This window comes from Actinoplanes sp. NPDC089786, from assembly GCF_040684855.1.
Lineage (GTDB): Bacteria > Actinomycetota > Actinomycetes > Mycobacteriales > Micromonosporaceae > Actinoplanes.
In genome coordinates this window covers 1262676-1286197 of record NZ_JBFBGU010000001.1, presented here as the reverse complement: position 1 = coordinate 1286197, position 23522 = coordinate 1262676, and the positions used below count along the sequence as shown (strand labels likewise).

Sequence of the window (23522 nt, the reverse complement as noted above, 5' to 3'; positions counted from 1 at the left end):
GACCGGTCACCCCGGGTCGCCGGAAAGCTTGCGCAGGAGACGGGCCAGTTCGGCCCGTTCGGCCGGCGCCAGCGCGGTGAAGCTGTCGCGGTTGACGGCTTCGACCACGGGATAGGCCTCGGCCAGGAGGGTGCGGCCCTCGTCGGTCAAGGCCAGCTTGGCGGCGCGGCCCGGTGCGGCTTCGGTACGCGCGATCAGGTCCGCCTCGATCAGGCGGGCGATCGACTCGCTCAGGCTCTGCGGCGTGATCAGGACACGGCGCGCCAGCTCGGCCTGGCTGAGGCCGGGATCATGGGCGATGGACGCCAGCATGCTGAACTGGCGCGGGTTGATGCCGTGCGCGCGCATCGCGGCGTGCCAGGCCCGGGACATCCGGTCGGCGCTGACGACCAGCAGGTAGCCCAGTTGGGCGTCGGGATCCAGGGGTACGAAGGACCGGCTCACGATCGCCCATCTTCCCACCATCAGGTGCCTGACGGTACCATCAGGCACCTGACGGCGGGAGGGACGCGATGGAGCACAAGTGGTGGACCCTGGCGGCGGTGCTCGGGCTGGCCTGCTGGTTCTTCGGCAACCTCTACGAGGCGGTCGTCTTCTCGCCGAACTGGGTGGTGGACACCCCGGCCCAGATGGCGCGCCTGGACGCCTTCTTCGTGACCACCGGGCCGACGCTCTACTTCGTACCCGTCACGGTGTTGACCTGCCTCGTGATCCTGATCCTGTGGTTGATCGACCGGACGGCCTATCGGCGGGCGGCGGTGGCGGCGCTGGCGCTGACCGTGCTCAACGCCGTGATCGTGGCGGCCGTGGTCACCCCGCTGTTCGGCGACGGCGGTGACCGGACGCTCGCGTGGACCTGGAACGTCCTCAACGTGGTCCGGATGGCCCTGACCGCCACGACCGCGGTCCTGTTGTTCAACACCTTCCGGCGGCTCGATCAGGCGGCGGTCCAGCGCCAGCTGGGTCGGATGTAGTTGGGGCGCAGGCCGGCGCGCTTCATGTTGTTCAGCGACGAATGCCGGGGCGTCGCGTCCGACCAGCCCGTCTCGGCGACCACCCAGCGGCAACCGGCCTCGCGGGCGGCGGCGCGACCGCGTACATCCCGGCGCGGTGCCGATCAAGCAGCACACCCAGGCTCGCGGCATCCCCGGCGCGAGCCGCCCGGACCAGGTCAGCGTCGGTCACGGAGGCGATGCTACGGGGCCGGTGGCGTGCTCTTCCTCCGACCGGTAGACGTCTCCCCCGCGCCTTTTGCTCTGAGCGACCTTCGCGGACGACGTGACGGGGCTGCATGTCGAGCTGCACTGGAGTTCTGCCGGTGCGGTGGACGGCCGGCTACGACGCCGACATGGTCACGCTGGCCTGGCGGCCGAGTCGCGGGCCACGAACGTGGGGTCGGCGGCCGGGACCGGCTCGGCGAACTCCTGGCCGTCGATCGCCTCGAGCAGCAGCCGCGCGGCCGCCCGGCCGTCCTCGAACGGGTGCCGGCCGACCGTGGACAGCGGCGGATTCAGGTAGGGCGCGACGGCCAGGTCGTCCCAGCCGATGACCGACACGTCCGCCGGGACGCGCAGGCCACGCTCGTGGATCGCGCTCATCCCGGCCACCGCCATCAGGTCGTTGGCGTAGACGATCGCGGTCGGCCGCGGCTCCTCGTCCAGCAGCTTCACGGTCGCGGCCCGGCCACCGGCCGCGGTGTGGTCGGCCTCGAGCCAGCTCGTGTCGTCGAGGTCGTGCTCGCGCAGGACCTTCTGGTAGAGCCGGCGACGCCGGCCGGCCGCCGCGACCGTCTGCGGCCCGGCGACCTGCGCGATCCGGCGGTGCCCGAGCGCGGCCAGGTGGGCCACGGCGTCGGCGATGGCCCGGGACTCGTCGTGGATCAGCACCGGCATGGTGGTCGGCTCGGGCGGGCGGCCCAGGCTCACGAAGGCCAGGCCGGCCTCGCGCACCAGCCGGAACCGGGGATCGTCGTGGCGCGGGTCGGTCAGCACCAGGCCGTCGACCCGGCCGCCCAGGGCCAGCCGCCGGTAGGCGTCCTCCTCCGCCTCGTCACCGTCCACCACCTCGGTGAGCAGCGAGTACTGCGAGGTCGAGAGCACGCTCTGCAGCCCGGCCAGCAGGCCCGTGAAGTAGTGGCCCTCGGCCGGGATCCGGAGGACCAGTCCGACGGTGTACGCCCGGGAGGCGGACAGCGCCCGCGCCCGGAAGCTCGGGGTCCAGCCCATCGACCTGGCGGTCGCGACGATGTGGGCGCGCGTCGACTCCTTGACCCCGGCGCGGTCGTTCAGCGCGTACGAGACCAGGGTCTTGCTGACCCCGGCGGCGCGCGCCACGTCGCTGATCCGGACGGCCTGCCGACGGCCCGCCGCTTCCCTCATGAACCCTTGGCTTTCCTGACGATTCGCACGACAGTGATACGTAGGAATCTCGGGTTCCGGCTCAAATCTAGAGCGGCAGATTGACCGTCGTCGGCACGCCCGCCACGCAGGTCACGGTCATCCGGAACCGCTGAGCCTTGTACTTGAAGATCGCGCTCGCGGCGAGCACCGGGCCGCTGTTGACCCGATCGACCTTCCACGGGTCCTGTGCCTCCCAGGCCAGCAGGTGGGCCTTGCCGGCCTCGGTGCACCGGGCCGTCACCCGGCCGGCCTTCGAGGTGAGCACCTTGGTGCGCGGCGCGGTCGTGGCCGAGCCGGTGGTGGACGGCTCGTCGCTCGGCTCCGCGCTCGGCGGCGGGCCGCCGCCGGCGCTGGTGCTCGGCAGCAGGCTGGACGGTCCGGCCGCCGTCGGTGTGACCGCCGAGTCATCCTTTCGTGGCGGCGCCTGCCCGCCCCCGCCCTCGGGGGTGGTCGGCCGGGTCGCCGGGCGGGTCGCCACCGGCGCCGCCGAGACCGGTGCGGGCGGCGCCGGCCCGGCCTGCTCCGGCTCGTTGCCGCCTTCGGCCGTCTCCGGCAGGAACGTCCACACCAGCAGCGCCGCGATCACGGCGACGGCCATTCCCCCGGCCACGAAGAACTTCCGCCGGTTGCCGGTCCTCGCGGCCGGCGCCTCGGGCCGGGTGGCGGCCGCGGCGACCGGCGCCGCGTTGGCGCCCTTGAAGCCGCCGGTACGGACGTTGCCGGTCTTGATGCCACCCCCGCGGGCCGCGTTGCCCGCCTTCACGCCCGGTCCCGCCTTGGCGGCGTTCGTCATCACCATCGGCTCGTCGGCCGCCTCGAGCAGGGTCTCGGACGCCTCGGCGGCGGTCGGGCGCTCGGCCGGGTCCTTGAGCAGGCAGCGGTTGACCAGGGCGGTCACGGCGGCCGGGACGCCGGGCAGGTCGGGCAGCGGCTCGGGCTCGACGTAGACGTGGGCGTCCAGCATCTGCGTGGTGGTGTCCACGCTCCACGGCGAGTTGTTGGCCAGCATCCGGTAGAGCAGGACGCCCAGCGCGTACACGTCGGAGGCCGGCTCGATCCGGTCGCTGAGCAGCCGCTCCGGCGCCAGGTAGGCCGGAGTGCCGAGCAGCTCGTCGTCCGGCCGCCCCGGGCCGGCCGACGCCGCGATGCCGAAGTCGACCACCTTGGCCCGGGCCGGCGTGACCATCACGTTGGCCGGTTTGATGTCGCGGTGCACCAGCCCGTGCGCGTGCGCGGCGGCCAGCGCGGCGGCCACCTCGCCGCCGATCCGGAACGCGGCCCGGGGCGGGATCGGGCCCTGCCTCACCCGCTCGGCCAGCGTCGGTCCGTTGATCAGTTCCATCACGACGTACGGCAGCTTCGCCTCGTCGTCGTCCGACTCGCCGTAGTCGTAGATCTGCGCGATGTTCGGGTGCGAGATGGTGGCGGCGGCGCGCGCCTCGGCCTGGATGCGGGCCCGTGACTGGTCGTCGCCCGCGTACCGCCCGGCGAGCACCTTGATCGCCACCGGCCGGTTCAGGACCTCGTCGTGGGCTTTCCACACGACGGCCATGCCGCCACTGCCGAGCTCATTCAGCAGTTTGTAGCGGCCGCCCAGATTCTCCTGCACCTCCACCCGAGGCAGTCTGCCAACCAAATGCCGAATTCGCGAACCCCGATCCCGGGGAATTCAATTCACATTCACGGATCGAGTAGTGGGCGATGTCGCTTTTGCAAGGTCAAATCCTACTGATCCACACGGATCAACGAGCCACTATCACGCAAAGTTACGTGTCCCATGCAGTCAGCTTTTCTTTGACTGGTCCATCCACCACTCGGTGAATTGCCGCGCCTGACCGGCATTGTCCAGACGGAGCACCCACAGGTTGGAATACGTACGATCCGGGTAGGTGGTCTCGCCTTCAAGCATTGCCACCTCGTCGGTGACGATCAGCGGATGCCACGTGAAACTCCACGTGCGCGACTCGTCCCGCCGCTCCAGCCACCGGGCGACGATCTCGGCCCGGCCGCGCCACGGCGTGCCCCACGGCTCCGGGTAGTAGGCGGCGTCCTCGGCGAAGAGGGCGCCGATCTCGGCCGGGTCGTTGCTCTCCCAGGCCCGCCGGTAGTTCTCCACCCACGCGGTGACCGCGTCCAGGTTGGTCATGACCGGTACGCCAGCTTCATGAACTCCTCCATCCCGCCGTTCCAGAGGAACGGCGACACCTGCGTCAGGGCGATCGCGATCAGCCGCTGGGACGGGTCGACGAAGAAGTCGGTCCCGTAGCCGCCGGACCAGCCGTACCGGGTCGGCCCGACACCCAGACCCATCCCCCAGCCCTGACCGCTCAGCAGGAAGGCGCCGCCCGCGATCTGCTCCGGGGTCAGGTGGTTGGTGGTCATCAGGTCGATCGAGTGCTCGGACAGCAGCCGGGTGCCGCCGTGCACGCCGCGGTTCAGCAGCAGCCGCGCGAAGGTCAGGTAGTCGTCCGCGGTCGACGCCAGGCCACCCGCGCCCGACGGGAACGGCGGCTCCTCGACCCAGTGCTCGGGCCGGGTCGCGACGGTCTCGGTGAGCTCGGGACCGTACTGGGCCGGCAACCGCTCGGCCCGCTCGCGGGGCAGCGAGAAGCCGGTGTCCCGCATCCCCAGCGGCTCGAAGATCCGTTCGGTCAGCACGGCGCCCAGCGACTGACCGGTGGCCCGCGCGATCAGGGCGCCCAGCACCAGCGACCCGGTGTTGTACATCCACTTCTCGCCGGGCTGATGGATCAGTGGCAGGCTCGCGAACCGCCCGATCCACTCGTCCACCCCGAACGGCGACCGCGGCTCGGGCGGCCCGAACATCAGGCGCAGCTCCTCGCCGCGGCGGACCACCGGCACCGGCGGGTCCATCTCGGGCTCCACGATCATCCCGTGCCCGAGCCGGAAGGTGAGCAGGTCATCCACGGTGACCGGCCGCGACAGGGGCACCGTGTCGTCCAGCTCGGCGTCGTACGCCCGCAGCACCCGCTGCCCGGCCAGTTCCGGCAGCAGTCGCCGGACCGGCTCCTCCAGATCGAACAGCCCGTCCTCGGCCAGCATCAGCGCGGCGGCGGCCACGATCGGCTTGGTCATCGAGGTGATCCGGAACGGGGTGTCCCGCCGCATCGGCACGTCGCCGCCGAACGCGGTCACGCCGATCTCCTCGACCGTCACATCGTCGTCCCGGGCGACCAGGGTCACGAGGCCGGGCAGTTCGCCCCGCTCGACCCGGTCCGTCATCGCGGCCCGGAGCTCATCGGTTGGCATGCGGCTCAGCCTGGTTCTTCGGTTGGCATGCCGCTCAGCCTGCCAGAGCCTTGCTCTCCCGGCGCGCCAGCCGCAGCAGCCAGAGCCCGATCAGGGCGCCGCCGGTGTTCGCGATCAGGTCGTTGATGTCGACCGTGCGGCGCGCGCCGAGCGTGATGTCGAGCAGCAGCTGGGTCAGTTCGATGCTGAGCGAGGCGCCCAGCGCGCACAGGCTGAGGCGGAGCGCGGTGGCGCCGGCCCATTGCCAGAGCAGCGGCACGAGGACGCCGAACGGCATGAACATCACCACGTTGAGGACCATGCTCACCGGGTCGACGACGAACGGGACCCAGCGGATCATCGCCTGCCACGGGACGTGGCCCCAGTAGTCGAAGGCGCGCACCGGCACCACCGTCACGGCGAGCACGCCGAAGGCGTACACCAGGAAGAGGACTCGGAGCCGCAGCACAACCGCCACGCTAGCCAATGCAGCCGATAAAAGTTTGCAGCGACTGCATGTTGGTCGTACTGTGGCTGCGTGAACGATTCGGGCCTGCGTGATCGCAAGAAACAACAAACCAGGGCCGCCCTGACCGAAGCCGCCCTGCGCCTGGTCGACGAGCGCGGGCTCGACGCCGTCACGGTCGAGGACATCAGCGCCGCCGCCGACGTGTCGCCGCGCACGTTCTTCAACTACTTCGCGACCAAGGACGAGGCGCTGATCGGCGACCACACCGCCGACGACGCGGCCATGCGGGCCCGGTTCCTGGCCGCCGACCCTTCGCTGTCCGTGATCGAGGCGCTGCTCCTGGCCGCCGAACCGGTCGTGGCCGCCATCGAGCAGGACCGCGAGATCTGGCGCCGTCGGATCCGCGTCATGACCGACAATCCGCAGCTGGTGGCCGGGATGATGACCCGCAGCGCGCGTTCCGAACACGACCTGATCGTGGCGATCGCTTCACGCGTCGGAGTCGCCCCCGAGACCGGGTGGCCGCTGCTCGCCGCGTTCGTCACCGGCGCCGCCGTCCGGTCGGCGCTGCTCACCTGGGCGAAGACCGACTCGCCTCGAACCTTCGCCGATCACGTGCACGAGGCCTTCGGCGCACTCGCCGCGGGCTTGCCCGATCCTTCCAAGCCTGATCCTTCCAAGGACGTGAGATGACCTCAGAGCCCGCGGTCATGGAGGACACCGAGTCCTCCGGCCGCATGTCCCGGCGCGAAGTGCTGCAGGCGCTGTCCGGCCTGATGCTCGGCATGTTCGTGTCGATCCTGGCGTCCACGATCGTCGCCAACGCCCTGCCGCGCATCATCGCCGACCTGGGCGGCACCCAGTCCGTCTACACCTGGATCGTCACCACCGAGCTGCTCGCGATGACCGCCACCGTCCCGCTCTGGGGCAAGATGGCCGACCTCTACAACAAGAAGCTGCTGATCCAGCTCTCGTTGTCGCTGTTCGTGGCCGGCTCCTTGATCGCCGGCTTCACCCCGAACGTCGGCGTCCTGATCGTCAGCCGCGTGGTGCAGGGCGTCGGCGCCGGCGGCATGACCGCGCTCGCGCTGATCGTGATGGCGGCCATGATCCCGCCGCGCGAACTGGGCCGCTACTCCGGCCTCTTCGGCGCGGTCTTCGGCGTCGCCACCATCGCCGGCCCGCTGATCGGCGGCGTCCTGGTCGACACCAGCTGGCTCGGCTGGCGCTGGACGTTCCTGATCGGCGTGCCGTTCACCCTGGCCGCGATCTTCCTGCTCCAGCGCACACTGCACCTGCCGCGGACCCCGCGCAAACAGGTCTCGATCGACTGGCTCGGCGCGTTCCTGATCACCGCCGGCGTCTCCGACCTGCTGATCTGGTCGACCCTTGCGGGCAACCGGTTCGCCTGGGCCTCCTGGACCACGGCCGCGTTCGTGACCGGCGGCGTCCTCCTGCTCGGCCTGGCCGTCCTGGTCGAGTCCCGCGCGGCCGAGCCGATCATCCCGCTCAGCATCTTCCGCAACCGCACCGTCACCCTGGCCATCGTGGCCAGCACCCTGGTCGGCGTGGCCCTGTTCGGCGGCACGGTCTTCCTGTCCCAGTACTTCCAGTTCTCCCTGGGCAAGACCCCGACGATCGCCGGCCTGATGAGCCTGCCGATGATCTTCGGCCTGCTCGTCTCGTCCACCGTCGCCGGCCAGCTGATCACCAAGTACGGCCGCTGGAAGGCCTACCTGGTGGCCGGCGCCGTCATCATGGTCGCCGGCATGCTCCTGCTCTCCCGGATCAGCGCCGGCACCAGCGTCGTCACGGTCTCGATCTACATGGCCGTCCTGGGCATCGGCGTCGGCATGCTCATGCAGAACCTGGTGCTGGCCGCGCAGAACGACGTGCCCGCCGCCGAGCTGGGCGCCTCAACCTCCTCGGTGACGTTCTTCCGCAGCCTGGGCGGCGCCATCGGTGTGAGCGCCCTGGGCGCCGTCCTGGCCAGCCGGGTGACGACCCTCTTCCAGGAGAAGTTCCCTACCCTGCCCGCAACCGGCGGTTCCACCGAGGTCCCCGACATCACCAAACTCCCACCCGAGATCAGGTCCGTGATCGCCGACATCTACGGCCAGGCCACCGCCGACCTCTTCCTGGTCGGCGCCCCCATCGCCGCCCTGGCCGTAGTAGCCGTCCTCTTCATCAGGGAAAAGCCCTTGCACACCCTGAGCGGCGACGAACGAGCCGCCCAGGAGCGCATGCTCTCCGACTGATCTCCCTCCTTCCGAGGCGGGCCGCATCGCACGTGGCCCGCCTCGCCCTTCCCTTTCCAGCGAATCCACCTCAAGATCAAACCGCTCAGGTACGCCCAGCCGAGGCCCCCAACCGCAACACCGAGTCCTGTTCCCCCTCCGCGGCCGGGGTGCAGCGCAAGGCCGTGAACGCGCCTCTCGCGTGACCGACCCGCCCAGGCCAGTCCCGCCGTCACACCACCACGCACCCGCCGCCGGCGCCGCCTTCCCGATCGCGCCGCGCAACAACCCTCAAGCCATCCCGCCGAACACCACCATGGCGCGCCGCCCCCTGCACCGCCGCCCACCGCCCCGCATCGCCGCACATCACCGCATCCCGCACCGCATCGCATCGCGCACCGAATCGCCGCGCACCGCACCGCACCGCCGCATCGCGCACCGCATCGCCGCGCCGTGCACGCATCGCCGCGCACCGCATCGCCTCACCGCGCATTCCAACGCCCAGGCTGAGCCGCCACGGTCCGACCTCGCTCTAGCTGTCCGCACGACTCAAAGCAGCAAAGCCCCCGACGTCACCCGCCGCCCCTCCGCACCCCAGGCACCCACTCGCCATCACCCAGCCGCCGTCCCTGACCAAGCGAAGTTCCCCGCCGAGCTCCCCTCAGGTTCCCGCACCGCAAACACCACAGCGCCGCCCCACCGCCACAAGAAAGCAGCATCTCCCCAAGATCGACTTCAATCCGGCGCACCGCCACCTCCCCCACCCAGCCACTGGGTGGGCGCAAACGTAGCCGCAACGCATGACATTTCGCCGCGGCTATCCACAGGACACCACCACTGTGGAAAACCAACACATTCGACGACCAGCGCAAAAGGCTCCACACCGAATCAGTCGGCGCCCGCCCCCACGCCCAATGTCGAAAGTGGACAGCCAAAGCACCCAACCCGAGCGCGCGCCCGGACATCGCAAGACCCCGCCGAATCAATGCCCACCGCAGCGGACAACTACGTGAGCCCACAAACGGAACGCCGCGCCATTGAGAACCCCCGCCGCGCGACCAACATCCTCACGCGAGACACGCGTTCACGGCCCGGCGCCGCACCCCCGGGCCGCGGAGCGGGAACAGCAGCGGCCATTGCGTTTGGCCAACCACGCAGCCGTACCCAAGAAAGAAGACCGGCGTCCTCTTCCCACGCGTCGGCGTACTCACCTTCCCTCACCCCCGCGGCCCATACATGATGACCACCACGCCGACCAGGCAGAGGCCCGCGCCGATGAGATCCCAGCGATCAGGCCGGAAGCCGTCCACCACCACGCCCCAGAGCAGGGAGCCCGCGACGAACACCCCGCCGTACGCGGCCAGGATGCGGCCGAAATGGGGGTCGGGCTGGAGGGTGGCGACGAAGCCGTAGGCGCCGAGGGCCAGGACGCCCAGGCCGGCGAAGAGCAGGCCGCGGTGTTCGCGGATGCCCTGCCAGACGAGCCAGGCGCCGCCGATCTCGGCCAGGGCGGCCACGATGAAGAGGGCGATCGACCGCAGGACGTTCATGCCCTGCAGTCAACCTGATCAGGCCGGGCGGAGGCCCACCGACGTGCGGGGGGACGGCGGCTCGGCGCAGCCCAGGAGGCCGACCAGGCCGGAGACCCAGAGCTGCCGGTAGACCGTCGGGCTCGGGTGGCTGACCACGAGTTTGACGTTGCTGGCGGCGGCCGCGTGGAAGCACGCGACGAGGATGCCGATGCCGATGCTGTCGATCAGCATCACGCGTTGGAGATCCAGGCAGATCTTGACTGGCGTCGAGGAGGTGAGCACGTCGTTGACGGCGTCTCGCATCACGTGGGCGTTGTCGAGGTCGATCTCGCCGCTCGGCGCGATCTCGACGGTGCCGTCGGCCAGCTGGCGCGTGGTGATCGGCAGATACACGGCAGCCCTCTTTCTGGCGTCGTACGGCCGACGCCAACCTCTCCCGCGGGGGTCCCGATGCGCTGACCTGCGGCGCATGTCGGCGCCCTGCCCTTGGCGCCTCGGGACCGCGTTCCAACAACGTTCCGCTGGTCTGCAAGTTACGCCACGTAGGCGTGGAACGCCAGAGTAGTTCATATGGCCTGAATGTGCTGGAACGGTCAGGGGCAGTCATGAACGTTGACGCCTGGCGCCCGCTTCCCCTTTACTCTGGGTATGCGGTGGATCGCCTTCAGCCATGTCTGATCGCCCGGTAATGTCGCTGTTCAACAGCGCGGATGTCGATCAGGTACGGAGCATGCTCAATCGGTACTACTACCCGATCTCGGTGGGTGCGCCCGAGGGTCACGGCAGCTTCAAGGTGGCCGCCGAAGTGATCCAACTCGGACCCGTGACGATCGGGCACCTCAGTTTCGGGGCCCCGGTGACCCTCATAGCGTCGGAATTGGACGCTTATCACGTCACGATGCCCACGGCCGGCAGCATGCAGTCGCGGCACGCCGGACGTGAGGTGCTGGCGCACGCGTCCACCGGCGCCGTCTTCGGGCCCGGCAACCCGGTCTACACGCTGCACAGCGCCGATTCGGCCGAGATCGATGTGAAGATAGAACGCATCGCCCTCGAGGCGGAACTGGCCGTCCTGCTGGGTCACCCGATCGAGGGACCCCTGAACCTCCCGTCCGAGATCGACCTCGGCGACGGCGCGGGGCAGAGCTGGTGCCAGTTGGTCCGGTTCATGCATGACGAGTGCGGGCACCCGGACAGCCTGGTCACCCTGCCGCCGATCGCCGGCCGGATGCGCCGGCTCATCCTCAGCGGCCTGCTCTACGCCCTGCCCCATCGCTACTACGACGAGCTGACCGCCCCGCCCCGCCCGAGCCCGCCGCGGGCGGTGCGCCGCGCCCAGGACGCGATCGAGGCCGAGCCGGAGCGGGCGTTCACGGTGGCCGATCTGGCCGTGCTGGCCCGGGTGAGCGTGCGGTCGCTGCAGGACGGCTTCCGCAAGCACACCGGCCGATCGCCGATGAGCTACCTGCAGCAGGTGCGTCTGCAGCGCGCGTTCGACGACCTGCGGCACGCCGACCCGGCCAAGGACACGGTGGCCGCGGTCGCCCACCGCTGGGGGTTCGCGCATCTGGGGCGGTTCGCATCGGCCTACCGCGCTTCCTACGGCGAATCGCCGTCGGCGACGCTGCGCCGGTGAGGGGCTATTCGCCGGGATCGGTGCGGCGGGGCTGGGGGAGCTCGCCGATGTGCTGGATCGGGCCGGGCTCGCCGAGCAGGTGGCCACGCGGGGGGACCCAGTCGCGCCAGGGTGCGAGGCGGGGCGGCACGGCCGCGGCCTCGCCGTCGCCGGCTCCGCGAAGGGTCTGCAGGTAGGCGACGACGCGTTGCGCCGCGACCGACCCGTCGTCGGCGAGGTTCCGCAGCACGCGAACGGCCTCGTCGAACGCCGGGTCGTCGGGCTGGAGCCGGGCCAGCAGAGCAGCGAGACCGCCCAACGCCTGCACCACGTCGCAGGCGTCGCGTTCGGTATCCGGCAGGTTCGTCACCGCCGGGGTTCCTCGCGATCGGTCATTACGCTCAAGTTCTCCTCACCCACGCATGTGCTCCAGCCAGGGTTTGTGCACATGCAACAAGCGAGAACGTATTCGCCCGGCTACTCAGCGTCCATCCGAAGAGCGCAGTCGCTGTCCGCTTCACGCTCGGTTCGCCCCCGGACTCACTGATCGTCCGTTTCGCACCGAGCGGCATGGTGTAGGGCGCCGGCAAGGGCTAATCGACGCAGGTCGCGGCCGCTTCTAGCAGGGGCGGCGGCGGACGGCAGGTCCGAGTGGACGCCGCCCCGGCCGGTGCGTCGATGATGAAATGCGACAACCACCCGGACGGGGTACGGCTGCGCCGGGGGAAGATCGCGGGTAGCGGGCCCCGCACAGGGGTAAGGGACCCGGAGGAGCGTTCCCAGGGGAGGAAGAATGGTCGAACCGAATCAGCCGCCGCTCGAGGAGACGCCCGAGGTCGCGGCCGCGGTCGAGGACGACGTCGCGGTGGAGGCGTTCATCACCGGGGGCGGCCCCGACGACGACAACCCGCAGTTCGTGGCGCCGGGCGCGCAGCCCGAGATCCGGACCGGCGCGGACCAGCCGTGGGACCCGGAAGACCTGGCCGTCGCCGAGGGCAAGGACCCGACACCGGCGAACGTCGAGGCCGCCCGGGTCGAGCTCGAACGTGACGGGCCGGCCGCGATCGAGCGCACCGTTCCCTGATCCCGTCCGCGGGGCGGCCCTTCCCACCGGTCCGCCCCGCGGGCGTTCTACAGGTGAGAATCCAGCTCGTCCAGGTCGGTGACGAACCAGATGTGCCGGCCACGGTTCGACTCGCGCACCAGGTCACGCAGCGCGTCGCTGGCCGCGACGTGCGCGCCGATGTCGCCGAGCACGGCCAGCCGGATGTGGTAGTTGACGAACTTCTGCATGATCTCGCCGGCCAGCCCGCTCCGCAGCTGGAAGAAGCTGTCGTCGAGCCGCCCGGCCGGGATCGCGACCACGTCGGCCTGCCCGAACGCGCCGCCGATGACGTCGAGCGCGTCCTGTGGCGTGCTGATGCGTGGCCCCTCGGCCGCGCACACCAGCACCGGTGTGCCGTTGCGCCGCTCGATCACCTGGTCGGTCATCGTGTCTCCCCTTCGAGAAGCCCGTCGATGGTGTGCAGCACGTCGCCCGTGACGCCCGGCGGACCGAGGACGATGAGCTTGAGATGAGCGCGCGAGGCGTCGTGGACGGCCTGCACGCGCAGCCCGTCGACCCCCTGCACGCCGGCCACGACGAGGGTGGCGATCCGGTCGGCCAGGGCCGCCGGCACGTCGTCGAACTCGACCACCGCCGTCACACTCACCGCCGGCCCGGCCGGAGCAGGACGGCCGGTGAACGCGTCGAGGTCACTCTGGGCGATGCGGTACTGCTTGCCGATGCGGACCGCGGGCAGCCGGCCGTCACGGATGTAGCCCCGCACCGTCCGCACATGCAGGCCCAGAAGGTCGGCGACCTGCTCGGGTGAGTGCCACTCCATGATTCCCTATCGTACGCTCAACACATGCTTTTAAGGAACTTCAGGGAAGGGTACGGGACCAGTTCTGGAACGTGAGGTCCGCGCCGAACCGGTGTTCGGGACCTTCGTCGTCCAGCGTGAAGCCCGCCGCCTGATAGATCTTGCGGGCCGAGGTGAGCACGTCGTTGGTCCACAGGGTCAGGCGCCGGTAGCCGGCCGCCGCCGCGAAGGACACGCACTCGCCGACCAGCCGGGCGCCCAGCCCGTGCCCGCGGAACGCCGGATCGACCAGCAGGGTCCGCAGCTTGGCGGTGTGTTCGTCGGCCGTGACACAGAAGACGCACCCGGCCCGCTGCCCGTCGACCTCGGCGATCCACGCGGCCTCGCGAGCCGGGTCCCGCTTCTCCGCGAACTCCGCCACGATCCCGGCCACCAGTTCTTCGAACGTGGTGTCCCAGCCGTACTCGGCCGCATAGATCTCACCGTGCGCCATCACCACCCAGCCCAGGTCGCCCGGCTCACCGAGGGGTCTGACCAGCACCGACATAACGAACCTCCCGCGCGAAGACTGAAACGAGTGTTTCAGTAGACTGGCCGCCATGGGAAGCCCGCGCCGGGAAGAGCTGCTGGACGCCGCGTACCGCTATGCGCTGGCGCACGGCCTGGCCGACCTGTCGCTGCGCCCGCTGGCGGCGGCGATCGGGTCGAGCCCGCGCGTGCTGCTGTACCTCTTCGGCTCGAAGGACGGCCTGATCCGCGAGCTGCTGGCCCGGGCCCGGGCCGACGAGATCGCGCTGCTGCGCTCGGCGCCACCCGGCGACCTGGCCGCGACCACGCGGCTGGTGTGGGGCTGGATCTCCGACCCGGCCCTCCGCGCGCTGCTGACCCTGTGGACGGAGGCCTACGCCCGGTCACTCATCGAACCGGACGGTCCGTGGTCGTCCTTCGCCCCCGAAACCGTCCGTGACTGGCTCGACCTGTTGGCCGCGGCCCAGCCGGAGTCCATCCGCGACACCCCCGCGGGCGAGGCCGAGCGCACCGCGACCCTGGCCCTGCTCCGCGGCGCTTTGCTCGACCTGCTGGCCACCGGCGACCTGACCCGGACGACGGCGGCGGTGCTACGTCGTGACGGCGACCCGTAGGTTCGTCAGCTCGTACGAGGAGATCTCCTCGCGGGCGCCCACCACCGGCGACGAGACCATGCGCAGTCCCGGCTCGGCGAACAGCCGGGTGAGGAAGATGTCGGTCTCCTGGATCGCGACGTACGACCCCGGGCAGCGGTGCGGTCCCTCGCCGAAGGCCAGCACCTCGTCCCGTACCCCCTCACCGAGCGGCCGGGCCGGGCACACCCGGTCGCCGTCCGCGCCGACCACCGACGGGTCGACGTTGGCCGCGGCCAGGCTCACGTCGACGAGCGCGCCGGCCGGGATCACCGCCCCCGGCACCACGATGTCCTCGGTGGCCCGCCGGAACAGGTCGAACACCACCGGCTCGAGCCGCAGGATCTCGTGCAGGACGGCCACCCGCCGCTTCTCGTCCCCCGCCAGGTAGTCCGCGCGGAGTGCGTCGTCGGTGAACAGATGCCAGGCCGCGACGATGATGAACTCGCGGGTCGTCACCATGCCGGCCGCCATGAACGTCACGCATTCGCCGAGGATCTCGCCGCTGCTGCAGCCCTCGTCGAGCAGGTGCGAGATCAGGTCGTCCCGCCGTTCCGCGCGGCGCGCCCGCACCGTCGGCCGGACGTCGTACCAGTAGAACTGGCCCAGGTGGAAGTCGTTGCGCCGCCGCCGGGCGAACGCCGTCACGCGGTTGGCCGAGGCGTGCTTCTTGTAGAAGTTCTCCAGCCGCTTCGCCATCCCCGGCCCGGCTTCGGTCAGCCCGATCACCTCGGCCGTGACGGCGACCGCCAGCGCGAACGACAGCTTGGTCAGATCGGTCTCGCCTTCCCGCCGGAGCGTCGCGATCTGCTCGTCGGCCAGCCGCTCCATCAACAACCGGTACGAAGCGTCAACCCGCTTGGGCGTGAAGAACCGCGCCGTCTGCCGCCGATGCTCCCGATGCTCCGGCCCGTCCCGATAGAGCACCGGCACCCGCATCCGCCCCTCAGCCCGGGTCGCATGCTCAGCCGCGAACCCGGCCTGCCGCGTAGCCGTGTTCCGCAGCACCTCCCGCGCCGTGGCGAAATCTCGCACCTGCCACACGCCGTCCTCGTCCACCCGCACCGGGCACCCCGGGCTCAACTCGCCCCGCCCCACCTTGCGCTGCGAAGCCCTGCTCTGCGAAGCGGTCACCCGGAGACTCCCATCCATCGACACCCTTCGAGATGATGGTCCGCCACCCGCCAAGAACGCAATGCACAACCCCCAATACGCAACGTACGCACAGGCAAGGCCCCAACCGCACCACCGAGCTCCGTCCCCACTCCGCGACCCCCTGCCAGGCAAGGCCGTGAACGCGCCTCTCGCGCAACCACCTCCTCCACCTCCACCCCGGCAACCGCCACACCGCCCCCCACCCCCCGCCGCCCGTCCGCGCTGGCCACACCTGCCTTCCCCACCGCTTTGCTCTGCGCACAAATACTCACCTCTAGTCGCGAGTCACCCGCATTCCTCGCGCTGAACAGCGCTTTCGTGCACGCCGGCGGCGGCGGGGTCATCACTCTCGCCCCCGCGCACCCGGCACATCGTCGGGTGCGCGCAAGCCCTCAGGGTCGGTGACCTGCGCGTCCTCTGGCGACACTTGGCGCACGACAAGGGGGTGCGTATGAGTGCGCAGAGCAAAAGCGCGTCAGGGACTACTGCCCTCGTCCGGGCAACGGGCAGCACGGCGCTATCGCACGATGACGAGCAGAGCGGCCGAGGCGGGCATCGGTGGTCGCGATGGCGGGCGGTGGTCGCGTTGGCGGGCGTCGGTGATCGTGACGGCGGGCGGCGGTCGCGATGGGGGAGGAAAGGCCCGGGCAAACGGCTGCCCCGGAACGGCTAGAGGCCGAACGCCCCGCCCTCGATGAGGATCAGCAGCCCGAGGCCGATCAGGACGACGGGCAGCAGGACGTGTCCCCAGCGGCTGAGTGCCCTCGCGATCACCGGGCGCGTTGCGAAGAACCGGCCCGCCGCCACCCACATGGCCACCAGGATCAGGAAAACGACCGCGTAGCCGGCCATGCCGCCGGCGCCGGCGGTCGCGAAGACCGGCACGTAGACGCCGATGTTGTCGCCGCCGTTGGCGAACGTGACCGCGGCGACCTCGAGGATCCGCGGCGCGGTCGACCGGTCCGCGGCCTCCTCGGCGGGGTCGTCGCGGTGCCGCCACGACTGGATCGCCGCCTTGACGCCCAGCGCCAGTGGCAGCAGGCCGAGGTAGGGGATGGCCGCGGCGGGCAGGAACGTCGCCCCGAAGGCCGCGGCGACCGCGGCGGCCAGGATCCCGGTGAAGCCGAGATACTGGCCGGCGGCGATGTTGCGGGTGGTCGCGCGGTGTCCGGCGCCCCGGGCGAAGAACAGCGCGAGGATCACGATGTCGTCGATGTTCGTCACCGCGAACAGGCCGGCCGCCGGGCCGATGATGCCCAGGTCCACCGATCAGACCAGCGGGACCTGGGACACCAGGGGCACGGTCGGGGTCTTCGAGCCGCCGGGCGGTTCGGCGGTGACGCCGACCATGTCGGCGCCGGGGAGGCCGTCGACGATCTGGACCGCGCTGGTCTGGCCGACCCGCAGGGCGCCGGCCGAGGTTGGCGCGGTGCCGCGGATGGTCCAGAGCTGGAAGACCTTGCCGCCGGCCGGGGCCGCGTCCGCGCCCAGCAGGATGACGCCGGCGTTCCGGGCCGTGGACTGGGCCACGGTCACCTTGCCGCCGCCGATCATCGGGGCGGTCCGGACGACCAGGTCGGGGGCGGCCAGGATGTCCCGGGTGCGGGCCTCCTGCCGGGCGGCCGCCGCGGCGATCGCCGTCTTGTCGCGTACCCGCTGCTCCTGAACCTGATAGACGGCCGTGCCGGTCCCACCGGCCAGGACCACCGCGGCGGCCGCGGCGACGAGCCAGCGGCGACGGGCCGGGCGGGCGGCCGGGGTGACCACCGCGGGGGCGGGCGGCACCTGACGGGTCTGCGCGACCGCCGCCAGCACCGAGGTCCGCAGGCGCGGCGGCGGGACCGACCACGTGCTGTCGGCCAGGCGCGCGGCCGTCTCGCGCAGTTCGTCCAGCTCGGTGCGGCAGCTCTCGCAGTCACGCAGGTGCCGTTCGAACGCGGCCCGCTCGAGGTCATCGACCGCGTCCAGCGCATACGCCCCGACCAGAGCGTGGATGTCAGTAGTGATCATGCCGTCAACTCCACGCCCAGGCAGTCGCGCAGGCGGATCAGGCCGTCGCGCATCCGCGTCTTGATCGTCGGCAGCGAGGTGGACAGCAGTTCGGCCACCTCACGGTAGGAGTGGCCCTGGTAGTAGGCCAGCGTCACGGCCTGGCGCTGCAGGCCGGTCAGGTCGTCGAGGCAGCGCCGCACCTGCTGGCGTTCCAGCCGCCCGGTCACCTCGTCGACCACCTCGTCGTGCGGGATCTCGACCTGCCCCACGCCGACCTTCATCACCCGGTCGGCCGCGGACTGCTCGGAGCGCACCCGGTCGACCGCCCGCCGATGGGCGATCGTGAAGATCCAGGAGGTGGCCGATCCACGCGACGTGTCGAAGCGGGCCGCCGTGCGCCACACCTCGACCATGACCTCCTGCGTCACCTCTTCGGTCTGCGCCGGGTCACGGAGCACCCGACGGATCAGCCCGTACACCCGCGGCGCGACCATGTCGTACAGCCGGGTGAAGGCCTTCTCGTCACCCTGCGCGACCTCACGCAGCAGCGTTCCGGCGTCGGTCGGCGGCGGCTCGGGCACGGCGGAGAGATTCCGGGCACGCTCCGTCATGAATGGCCCTTTCGCCGCATCGATCGTCACAACCGTTCTTCGGCGCGGGCAGCGCGTCGGATGGGTCCACCACAAAAACCCTTTATGGGTACGCCCGACCCATCGCCGGCGTGGCCCACCCGCGGGCCGGCCGGTGGGTCACCCCCGGTGCCCCACCGCCGGGTTGTCCCGGTGGTCCCGCCAGTGGTAGCCCATGGCGCCATTTCCCGCCCGGACACCGCCACGGCCTACCACTGTTCTAGGCCGTCGTGACCGTGACAACGCGTCCGCTGGAAGCCGACTCGGCGGCCGCCTCGAGCACCGCCGTGATCGACGTCCCGAAGGCCACGTCCATCCGGGTGTCCCCGGCCAGCAGGGCGTCGATCGCGTTGCCGAAGGCGAGGATCGGATCCCACGCGGGGTCGGGCACCGGCCGGATCCCGGCCTCGCCGAAGAGGACCGCCTCCTCGCGCGCGGCGGCCGGCGGCACGTCCACGGACAGTGTGATCCTGCTGACCGCTCCGGTCGTGTGGCGCAACGTCAGGTAGGTCATGTCCCGGGGCGCGACGATGGCCGACACCTCGGTGACCGCTCCGAGGATCGGCACCACGAGCGCGGTCGCATGCGGTCCGACGTCCCAGAGCCCGCCCATCTCCCGCCGCCACTTGGACTCGCCGAACGGGTTCCCCTCGTCGTAGATCGTGCCGACGTGGTCGACCCGGGCCTCGATCCAGCCGCCCTCGGCCGCCGCGGAGTCGATGAAGTCCGCGAGCGTGGGCAGGAACCGGCGGGTGAAGTACACCACCGACTTGAGGCCCTTGTCGTGGACGACCTGGGCGATCTGACCGGCTTGGGCCGCGGTCATGGCGACCGGTTTGTCGAGGAAGAGGTGCTTACCGGCGTGAGCCGCCCGCAACGCGAGGTCTCCCTGGATGTGCGGCGGCAGCGCGATCGCCACCGCGTCGACGTCGGCCAGGAGGTCCTCGAGATCCGGATAGGTCGCGACGCCGTGCTCCGACGCCAGCGCGGCCGCCTTCGATGGGTCGCGTCCCCAGACGCCGGCGAAGTCGACCTCGTCGTGGGCGGCGAGACCCGGGGCGTGAGCCAGCCGGGCCCAGGGCCCGGTGCCGAGAAGTCCGAAGCGCATGGCGCAAGCTAACACGGGCCGCGAGGTGGCTACGCTGTCCCGCGTGAACGGTCCTCTGTCGGTGGCGACCATCGTGGTGGCGCTGGTGTTCGCGGTCTGGTTCCTGATCCGCAGTGCCATGGACCGGGCCCCGAGCCGGCTCGACCTGTACGCCGCCCTGGCCCTCGGCGCCCTGGTGACCGTGCTCTGCCTGGTGGCCGTCGTCGGTCTCTTCGGCGGCACCCGGCCCGCCGAGGTCGCGACGTTCGTCGGCTATCTCTTCACCGCGGTGGCGTTCATGCCCACGGCGTTCGTGCTGGCCCGGATGGAGCCGACGCGGTGGGGCACTCTGATCCTGGGCGTGGCCGCGCTGGTCATGCCCGTGCTGGTGCTGCGGCTGCAGCAGATTGCGTCGGTGACCGGTGGCTGAACCGAGGACCCGCCCGCGGGACGCGGCGCTCAACTCCGGCCTGGGCCGGGTGCTGCTGCTCGTCTACGGCATCTTCGCGCTGTCCGCCAGCGCCCGCGCGCTGGTGCAGATCAGCACCCATTTCTCCGAGGCGCCGCTGGCCTACCTGCTGTCGGGCCTGGCCGGCCTGGTCTACATCGCGGCCACCGTGGGTCTGGCCGTCGGCGGCCCGCGCGGCCGGGCGCTCGCCCTGACCTCGTGCTCGATCGAGCTGCTGGGCGTGCTCGTGGTGGGCACGCTGACCATCGTCGACGCGGTGGCCTTCCCGGACGCCACGGTCTGGTCGAGGTTCGGCCAGGGCTACGGCTACGTCCCGCTGGCGCTGCCGTTCATCGGCCTGTGGTGGGTCTGGCGCCACCGCCCGGCCACCCGCTGACTCCGCAGTGGCGGCCAGGAGCGGCATCCGGTGCCCGGATGCCGCCCTGGGCTACCACGGTCAGACGATGACCTCGCGCCGGGTGTCGATGCCGGTGCCGTAGGTCGGGTCGCCGCCCCGGATGTGCACCTCGTGCCGGGTCGCCCGGGCCACGTAGAGCCGCAGGTCGGCCTCGCCGCGCAGCTCTTCGGGGTCGAACGCGCGGGCGCCGCCGGGCGGGATGGTCGCCCACGCCACCGCGACCCGGGCCGGCAGGTCCTCCTCGGGCACCTCGTGCGCGCGGGCGGTCAGGTAGACCGCGCGGCCCTCACCGACGGCCGCGGTCGAGTCGTAGATGACGATCGCGACGTCGGAGCGCTCGCGGACGTTGTGCGAGTGGTGCGCGTCCGGCCCGGAGACCCAGTAGAAGTCGCGGTAGCCGTTGTGCGTGAAGTAGACGGGCGACACCCGCGGCCGCCCGTCCGGCTCGGTCGTGCCCAGCACCATGTAGCGGTTGCTGTCGATGACGTCCCGCGCCATCCCGGCCAGGTCCACGAGCGCTCTCCCTAGGTGATGATGTGCGGCACGAAGTTGCACTGGTCCTTGGTGATCAGGCCCTCCTCGCCGAGGCCCTCGCGGATGCCCATCCCGGCCGGTTCGCCGTCGATCAGCCACGAGCCGATGACCGGGTGCACGGTGCCCTCGAGCCCGTCGAAGGACGGCAGCTCGCACAACTCCTGGACGACAAAACGCCCGTCCGCCCCGTACTCGCTGGGGTTGTCGGTCGAGGTTCCGTCCTCGCGGACCAGCGTGACCGAACCGCCTTCCCGGCCCCAGATGGGTTTGCGGGCGTAGTTCTTCAGCGTGCCGGCCGCCTTGGACTCGGCGAAGTACGCCGGCAGCAGGTACTTGCCGCGCACCGGGTCGTCGCCGAACAGCTTCCACAGCACCGGCAGCAGCGCCTTGTTGCCGAGCAGCGCGGCCTTGTACGGCGGCTCGATCCACACCGTGCCCCGTTTCGAGGGGTCGGCCATGTTCCGGAAGAAGGCCTTGCCGCCCTCCTCGTTCCAGAACCACTCCCACGGGTAGAGCATGAAGATGATGTTGATCGGCTCGGCCTTGCTCTCCTGGCCCGGCGCGGGGACGAAGAGCACCCGGTCGCCGGCCACGTCCCAGCCGATCTGGCTCATCGCGATCAGCTCGACCGGATAACCGGCTTCCTCGGCCGTGGCCATCAGGTAGGCCACGTTCATCCGGTCCTCGCCGGTGGTCTCCGACGTCTCGTACGCGAAGAAGATCTTGGGCTTCTCGGGGAGCCAGGTGCGCGCCTCACGCAGCTTGTTGATGTTGCGCCGCCACGCGCCCGGGTCGGCCGGCTCGCCGTCGGCCGCCTCCCAGCCGACCAGGCGGTCGTGGATCGAGTTCCACTGCCGCCACGGGTGCTGGGTCAGGTTGGTCTGGTCGGCCCAGTGCCACTGGATGACCGAGGCCTCGACCAGCGACGTCGGCGTCTGCGCGTTGAACTCGAGCAGTCGCGGCACGCTGCCGGCGCCGTTGTACCAGAGGTCGAACCGCCCGTAGATGGTCGGCGAGAAGTCCGGCGTCTCCATCGGGAAGCGCATGTCCGGATCTTTGTCGTAGTGCGTCCACGTTTCCGCGTCGCCGTCGAACCAGGTCCGGATGATCTGCTCGTGGGCGTACTCGGGGATGCCGATCCGGGCCATGAAGCAGGTCTCCGGCGTACACACCGACGTGAAGTAGCCCTGCTTGCGGCCCTCGACCGTGCGCCGCGGGCACTGCTGCACGATCCAGTCGCCCGCTTCCAGGCACATCGCGTACAGCGTGGTGGTGGCCGTCTCCAGCTCCTCGATCTCGGCCGCCGAGAAGTCGTAGTACGGCCCCTCCTGCCAGTACGAGATCATCGAGCCGTCGGGCAGCTCGGTGTCGTTGTAGGTGAGACCGAGGCTGTAGTTGGTCAGCCGCCAGCCGTCGCGGACCGGACCGTAGGGAACCCGTTTCACCTCAGCTGCCGGACTTGGAGCCGGACGATCCGGACTTGCTGGACGAGCCGCTGCCGCCCTTGCCCACCGAGCCGGTCTTGATCGTGCCGTTGCTGATCCGGCCGCTCGACGGCAGGCCGAACGACGAGCGCGCGGCCCGGTCGTTGTAGGCGAACTTGCTGCCGCCGGAGGGGAGCCGGGAACCCACCGGGTAGCCGGACCGGTAGCCCGACGAGTGCCAGATGAAGAATCCGCCCCCGCCGCCGCCGTTGCCGTCGTCGTCGTCGCAGTGGTCCTCGTCGACGATCGTGCCGTTCTCGTCGGCGCAGTAGAAGCCCTCGTCCTGGCTGTCGTTGCCGTTGTCGCACGCGGCCGTCCCGCCTGCCGCGAGCAGGAGGAAGGTGCTGGTCAGCGACACGCTGCGGGAGGTCATCCGTCGTTTCACAGTCCGCTTCTCCACAGGTCTTTTGTAGCGCCCGAGAGCAACCGGGCGTTGAGACCTGGTCCAGATTCGCCTCGGATTCATCGCCTCGGATGTGAATCTGAAACAGGTCTACCCGCGGGGACCGCCGGCCACGTAGATCACCTGACCGGACACGAAACCGGCGCCCTCGCTGACCAGGAAGGATACGGTGTTCGCGACGTCTTCGGGGCGCCCCGCCCGGCCGACCGGAATCTGACTCACGGCGTTCTTCACGAAATCGTCCCAATCCACACCCACCCGCGCCGCGGTCGCCTGGGTCATATCGGTCGCGATGAAACCGGGGGCGACCGCGTTGGCGGTCACCCCGAAGCGGCCCAGCTCGATCGCCAGCGTTTTGGTGAAGCCCTGCAGGCCGGCCTTGGCCGTCGCGTAGTTGGCCTGGCCGCGGTTGCCGAGCGCGGAGGTGCTGGAGAGGCTGACGATGCGGCCCCAGCCGGCGTCCACCATGTGCTTCTGCACGGCCCGGGTGAACAGGAAGGCGCCGCGCAGGTGGACGCCCATCACGGTTTCCCAGTCGTCGTCGCTCATCTTGAAGAGCAGGTTGTCGCGCAGCACCCCGGCGTTGTTGACCAGCACGGTCGGGCCGCCGAGCTCGGCGGCGACCCGCTCCACTGCCGCGGTCACCTGTGCGGCGTCGGAGACGTCGGCGCCGACCGCGACGGCCGTGCCACCGGCCTGCTTGATCGCGTCCGCGGTCTCACCGGCGGTGGCCTCGTCGAGGTCGACGACGGCCACGGTCAGCCCGTCGGCGGCCAGCTTCCGGGCCGTGGCGGCGCCGATGCCCCGCCCACCACCGGTGACGATCGCTACACGCGACATGGATGT

Annotated in this window: 29 protein-coding genes; 8 read left to right on the top strand and 21 right to left on the bottom strand. The window is 70.7% G+C overall.

Features of this window, described 5'->3' with window-relative positions:
* Positions 1-6 precede the first annotated feature (6 nt).
* Positions 7-444, bottom strand: coding sequence for a MarR family winged helix-turn-helix transcriptional regulator (locus AB0O15_RS06270; protein ID WP_364314755.1), 438 nt, complete (start codon positions 442-444; stop codon positions 7-9).
* A gap of 68 nt (positions 445-512) precedes the next feature.
* On the opposite strand from AB0O15_RS06270, the gene AB0O15_RS06265 reads away from it, so the two are divergent.
* On the top strand, positions 513-974 hold the full coding sequence (locus AB0O15_RS06265) for a hypothetical protein (RefSeq protein WP_364314752.1): 462 nt from the start codon (positions 513-515) through the stop codon (positions 972-974).
* Positions 975-1352: 378 nt separating this feature from the next.
* Here AB0O15_RS06265 and AB0O15_RS06260 read toward each other — a convergent pair whose 3' ends face one another.
* The 5 genes from AB0O15_RS06260 to AB0O15_RS06240 all read right to left on the bottom strand — a co-directional run bounded on the left by AB0O15_RS06260 (position 1353) and on the right by AB0O15_RS06240 (position 6117).
* A complete protein-coding gene (locus tag AB0O15_RS06260; RefSeq protein ID WP_364314749.1) occupies positions 1353-2378 on the bottom strand; it encodes a LacI family DNA-binding transcriptional regulator in 1026 nt (341 codons plus the stop codon).
* Positions 2379-2445: 67 nt separating this feature from the next.
* On the bottom strand, positions 2446-4014 hold the full coding sequence (locus AB0O15_RS06255) for a protein kinase (protein WP_364314746.1): 1569 nt from the start codon (positions 4012-4014) through the stop codon (positions 2446-2448).
* 168 nt (positions 4015-4182) lie between these two features.
* Positions 4183-4545 (bottom strand): nuclear transport factor 2 family protein, encoded by a 363-nt coding sequence (locus AB0O15_RS06250; protein ID WP_364314743.1) that lies wholly within the window; start codon positions 4543-4545, stop codon positions 4183-4185.
* Positions 4542-5669, bottom strand: a complete 1128-nt coding sequence (locus tag AB0O15_RS06245; protein ID WP_364314741.1) for a serine hydrolase domain-containing protein — start codon at positions 5667-5669, stop codon at positions 4542-4544. Before AB0O15_RS06245 ends, AB0O15_RS06250 begins: the two co-directional genes overlap by 4 nt.
* Before the next feature lie 34 nt (positions 5670-5703).
* Positions 5704-6117, bottom strand: a complete 414-nt coding sequence (locus AB0O15_RS06240; protein ID WP_364314738.1) for a VanZ family protein — start codon at positions 6115-6117, stop codon at positions 5704-5706.
* 69 nt (positions 6118-6186) lie between these two features.
* Here AB0O15_RS06240 and AB0O15_RS06235 point away from each other — a divergent pair, with 69 nt between their 5' ends.
* On the top strand, positions 6187-6810 hold the full coding sequence (locus tag AB0O15_RS06235) for a TetR/AcrR family transcriptional regulator (protein ID WP_364314737.1): 624 nt from the start codon (positions 6187-6189) through the stop codon (positions 6808-6810).
* Positions 6807-8375, top strand: coding sequence for an MDR family MFS transporter (locus AB0O15_RS06230; protein WP_364314735.1), 1569 nt, complete (start codon positions 6807-6809; stop codon positions 8373-8375). Before AB0O15_RS06235 ends, AB0O15_RS06230 begins: the two co-directional genes overlap by 4 nt.
* A 1196-nt stretch (positions 8376-9571) precedes the next feature.
* Here the strand turns inward: AB0O15_RS06230 and AB0O15_RS06225 are convergent.
* Both AB0O15_RS06225 and AB0O15_RS06220 read right to left on the bottom strand, forming a co-directional pair.
* Positions 9572-9904, bottom strand: a complete 333-nt coding sequence (locus AB0O15_RS06225) for a YnfA family protein (protein ID WP_364314732.1) — start codon at positions 9902-9904, stop codon at positions 9572-9574.
* 18 nt (positions 9905-9922) lie between these two features.
* Positions 9923-10279 (bottom strand): STAS domain-containing protein, encoded by a 357-nt coding sequence (locus tag AB0O15_RS06220; RefSeq protein WP_364314730.1) that lies wholly within the window; start codon positions 10277-10279, stop codon positions 9923-9925.
* Between the two features lie 337 nt (positions 10280-10616).
* Between AB0O15_RS06220 and AB0O15_RS06215 the strand changes: the two genes are divergently transcribed.
* Positions 10617-11522 (top strand): AraC family transcriptional regulator, encoded by a 906-nt coding sequence (locus AB0O15_RS06215; protein ID WP_364314728.1) that lies wholly within the window; start codon positions 10617-10619, stop codon positions 11520-11522.
* A gap of 4 nt (positions 11523-11526) precedes the next feature.
* Here the strand turns inward: AB0O15_RS06215 and AB0O15_RS06210 are convergent, their stop codons facing one another.
* On the bottom strand, positions 11527-11871 hold the full coding sequence (locus tag AB0O15_RS06210; RefSeq protein ID WP_364314725.1) for a hypothetical protein: 345 nt from the start codon (positions 11869-11871) through the stop codon (positions 11527-11529).
* A gap of 423 nt (positions 11872-12294) precedes the next feature.
* On the opposite strand from AB0O15_RS06210, the gene AB0O15_RS06205 reads away from it, so the two are divergent.
* The gene (locus AB0O15_RS06205) at positions 12295-12585 is read left to right on the top strand and encodes a hypothetical protein (RefSeq protein WP_364314722.1); all 291 of its coding nucleotides are present in this window, start codon (positions 12295-12297) and stop codon (positions 12583-12585) included.
* A gap of 47 nt (positions 12586-12632) precedes the next feature.
* Here the strand turns inward: AB0O15_RS06205 and AB0O15_RS06200 are convergent, their stop codons facing one another.
* The 3 genes from AB0O15_RS06200 to AB0O15_RS06190 are packed head-to-tail and all read right to left on the bottom strand — an operon-like array spanning position 12633 to position 13913.
* Positions 12633-12992 carry a DUF4180 domain-containing protein gene (locus tag AB0O15_RS06200; protein ID WP_364314720.1) on the bottom strand — a complete coding sequence of 120 codons (360 nt, stop codon included), beginning with the start codon at positions 12990-12992 and terminating at the stop codon, positions 12633-12635.
* Positions 12989-13387, bottom strand: a complete 399-nt coding sequence (locus AB0O15_RS06195) for a helix-turn-helix domain-containing protein (protein ID WP_364314718.1) — start codon at positions 13385-13387, stop codon at positions 12989-12991. The genes AB0O15_RS06200 and AB0O15_RS06195 overlap by 4 nt, the downstream gene beginning before the upstream one ends.
* A 40-nt stretch (positions 13388-13427) precedes the next feature.
* Positions 13428-13913, bottom strand: coding sequence for a GNAT family N-acetyltransferase (locus AB0O15_RS06190; protein ID WP_364314715.1), 486 nt, complete (start codon positions 13911-13913; stop codon positions 13428-13430).
* 52 nt (positions 13914-13965) lie between these two features.
* Between AB0O15_RS06190 and AB0O15_RS06185 the strand changes: the two genes are divergently transcribed.
* Positions 13966-14508, top strand: a complete 543-nt coding sequence (locus tag AB0O15_RS06185) for a TetR/AcrR family transcriptional regulator (RefSeq protein ID WP_364314713.1) — start codon at positions 13966-13968, stop codon at positions 14506-14508.
* Here the strand turns inward: AB0O15_RS06185 and AB0O15_RS06180 are convergent.
* From AB0O15_RS06180 to AB0O15_RS06160, 5 genes are all read right to left on the bottom strand, one after another.
* Positions 14485-15660: a cytochrome P450 gene (locus AB0O15_RS06180; protein WP_364314710.1), complete on the bottom strand. Its 1176-nt coding sequence runs from the start codon at positions 15658-15660 to the stop codon at positions 14485-14487. The two genes, AB0O15_RS06185 and AB0O15_RS06180, sit on opposite strands and share 24 nt — an antisense overlap.
* Positions 15661-16350: 690 nt before the next feature.
* Positions 16351-16947, bottom strand: a complete 597-nt coding sequence (locus AB0O15_RS06175) for a cadmium resistance transporter (protein ID WP_364314708.1) — start codon at positions 16945-16947, stop codon at positions 16351-16353.
* 3 nt (positions 16948-16950) lie between these two features.
* A complete protein-coding gene (locus AB0O15_RS06170) occupies positions 16951-17691 on the bottom strand; it encodes an anti-sigma factor (RefSeq protein WP_364314705.1) in 741 nt (246 codons plus the stop codon).
* Positions 17688-18284 carry an ECF RNA polymerase sigma factor SigK gene (sigK, locus tag AB0O15_RS06165; RefSeq protein ID WP_364314703.1) on the bottom strand — a complete coding sequence of 199 codons (597 nt, stop codon included), beginning with the start codon at positions 18282-18284 and terminating at the stop codon, positions 17688-17690. The genes AB0O15_RS06170 and sigK overlap by 4 nt, the downstream gene beginning before the upstream one ends.
* 238 nt (positions 18285-18522) lie before the next feature.
* Positions 18523-19410 (bottom strand): Gfo/Idh/MocA family oxidoreductase, encoded by an 888-nt coding sequence (locus AB0O15_RS06160; RefSeq protein ID WP_364314700.1) that lies wholly within the window; start codon positions 19408-19410, stop codon positions 18523-18525.
* A 43-nt stretch (positions 19411-19453) separates the two neighbouring features.
* Here AB0O15_RS06160 and AB0O15_RS06155 point away from each other — a divergent pair, with 43 nt between their 5' ends.
* Both AB0O15_RS06155 and AB0O15_RS06150 read left to right on the top strand, forming a co-directional pair.
* Positions 19454-19819 (top strand): hypothetical protein, encoded by a 366-nt coding sequence (locus AB0O15_RS06155; protein ID WP_364314697.1) that lies wholly within the window; start codon positions 19454-19456, stop codon positions 19817-19819.
* Positions 19812-20234, top strand: a complete 423-nt coding sequence (locus tag AB0O15_RS06150; protein WP_364314695.1) for a hypothetical protein — start codon at positions 19812-19814, stop codon at positions 20232-20234. Before AB0O15_RS06155 ends, AB0O15_RS06150 begins: the two co-directional genes overlap by 8 nt.
* Before the next feature lie 60 nt (positions 20235-20294).
* Here the strand turns inward: AB0O15_RS06150 and AB0O15_RS06145 are convergent, their stop codons facing one another.
* The 4 genes from AB0O15_RS06145 to fabG all read right to left on the bottom strand — a co-directional run bounded on the left by AB0O15_RS06145 (position 20295) and on the right by fabG (position 23516).
* Positions 20295-20768 carry a pyridoxamine 5'-phosphate oxidase family protein gene (locus AB0O15_RS06145; protein WP_364314693.1) on the bottom strand — a complete coding sequence of 158 codons (474 nt, stop codon included), beginning with the start codon at positions 20766-20768 and terminating at the stop codon, positions 20295-20297.
* Between the two features lie 11 nt (positions 20769-20779).
* On the bottom strand, positions 20780-22234 hold the full coding sequence (locus AB0O15_RS06140; protein WP_364314691.1) for a glutathionylspermidine synthase family protein: 1455 nt from the start codon (positions 22232-22234) through the stop codon (positions 20780-20782).
* 1 nt (position 22235) lies between these two features.
* Positions 22236-22658 (bottom strand): hypothetical protein, encoded by a 423-nt coding sequence (locus tag AB0O15_RS06135; RefSeq protein WP_364314688.1) that lies wholly within the window; start codon positions 22656-22658, stop codon positions 22236-22238.
* Between the two features lie 108 nt (positions 22659-22766).
* Positions 22767-23516: a 3-oxoacyl-ACP reductase FabG gene (gene fabG, locus AB0O15_RS06130; protein WP_364314686.1), complete on the bottom strand. Its 750-nt coding sequence runs from the start codon at positions 23514-23516 to the stop codon at positions 22767-22769.
* Between the last annotated feature and the right edge of the window lie 6 nt (positions 23517-23522).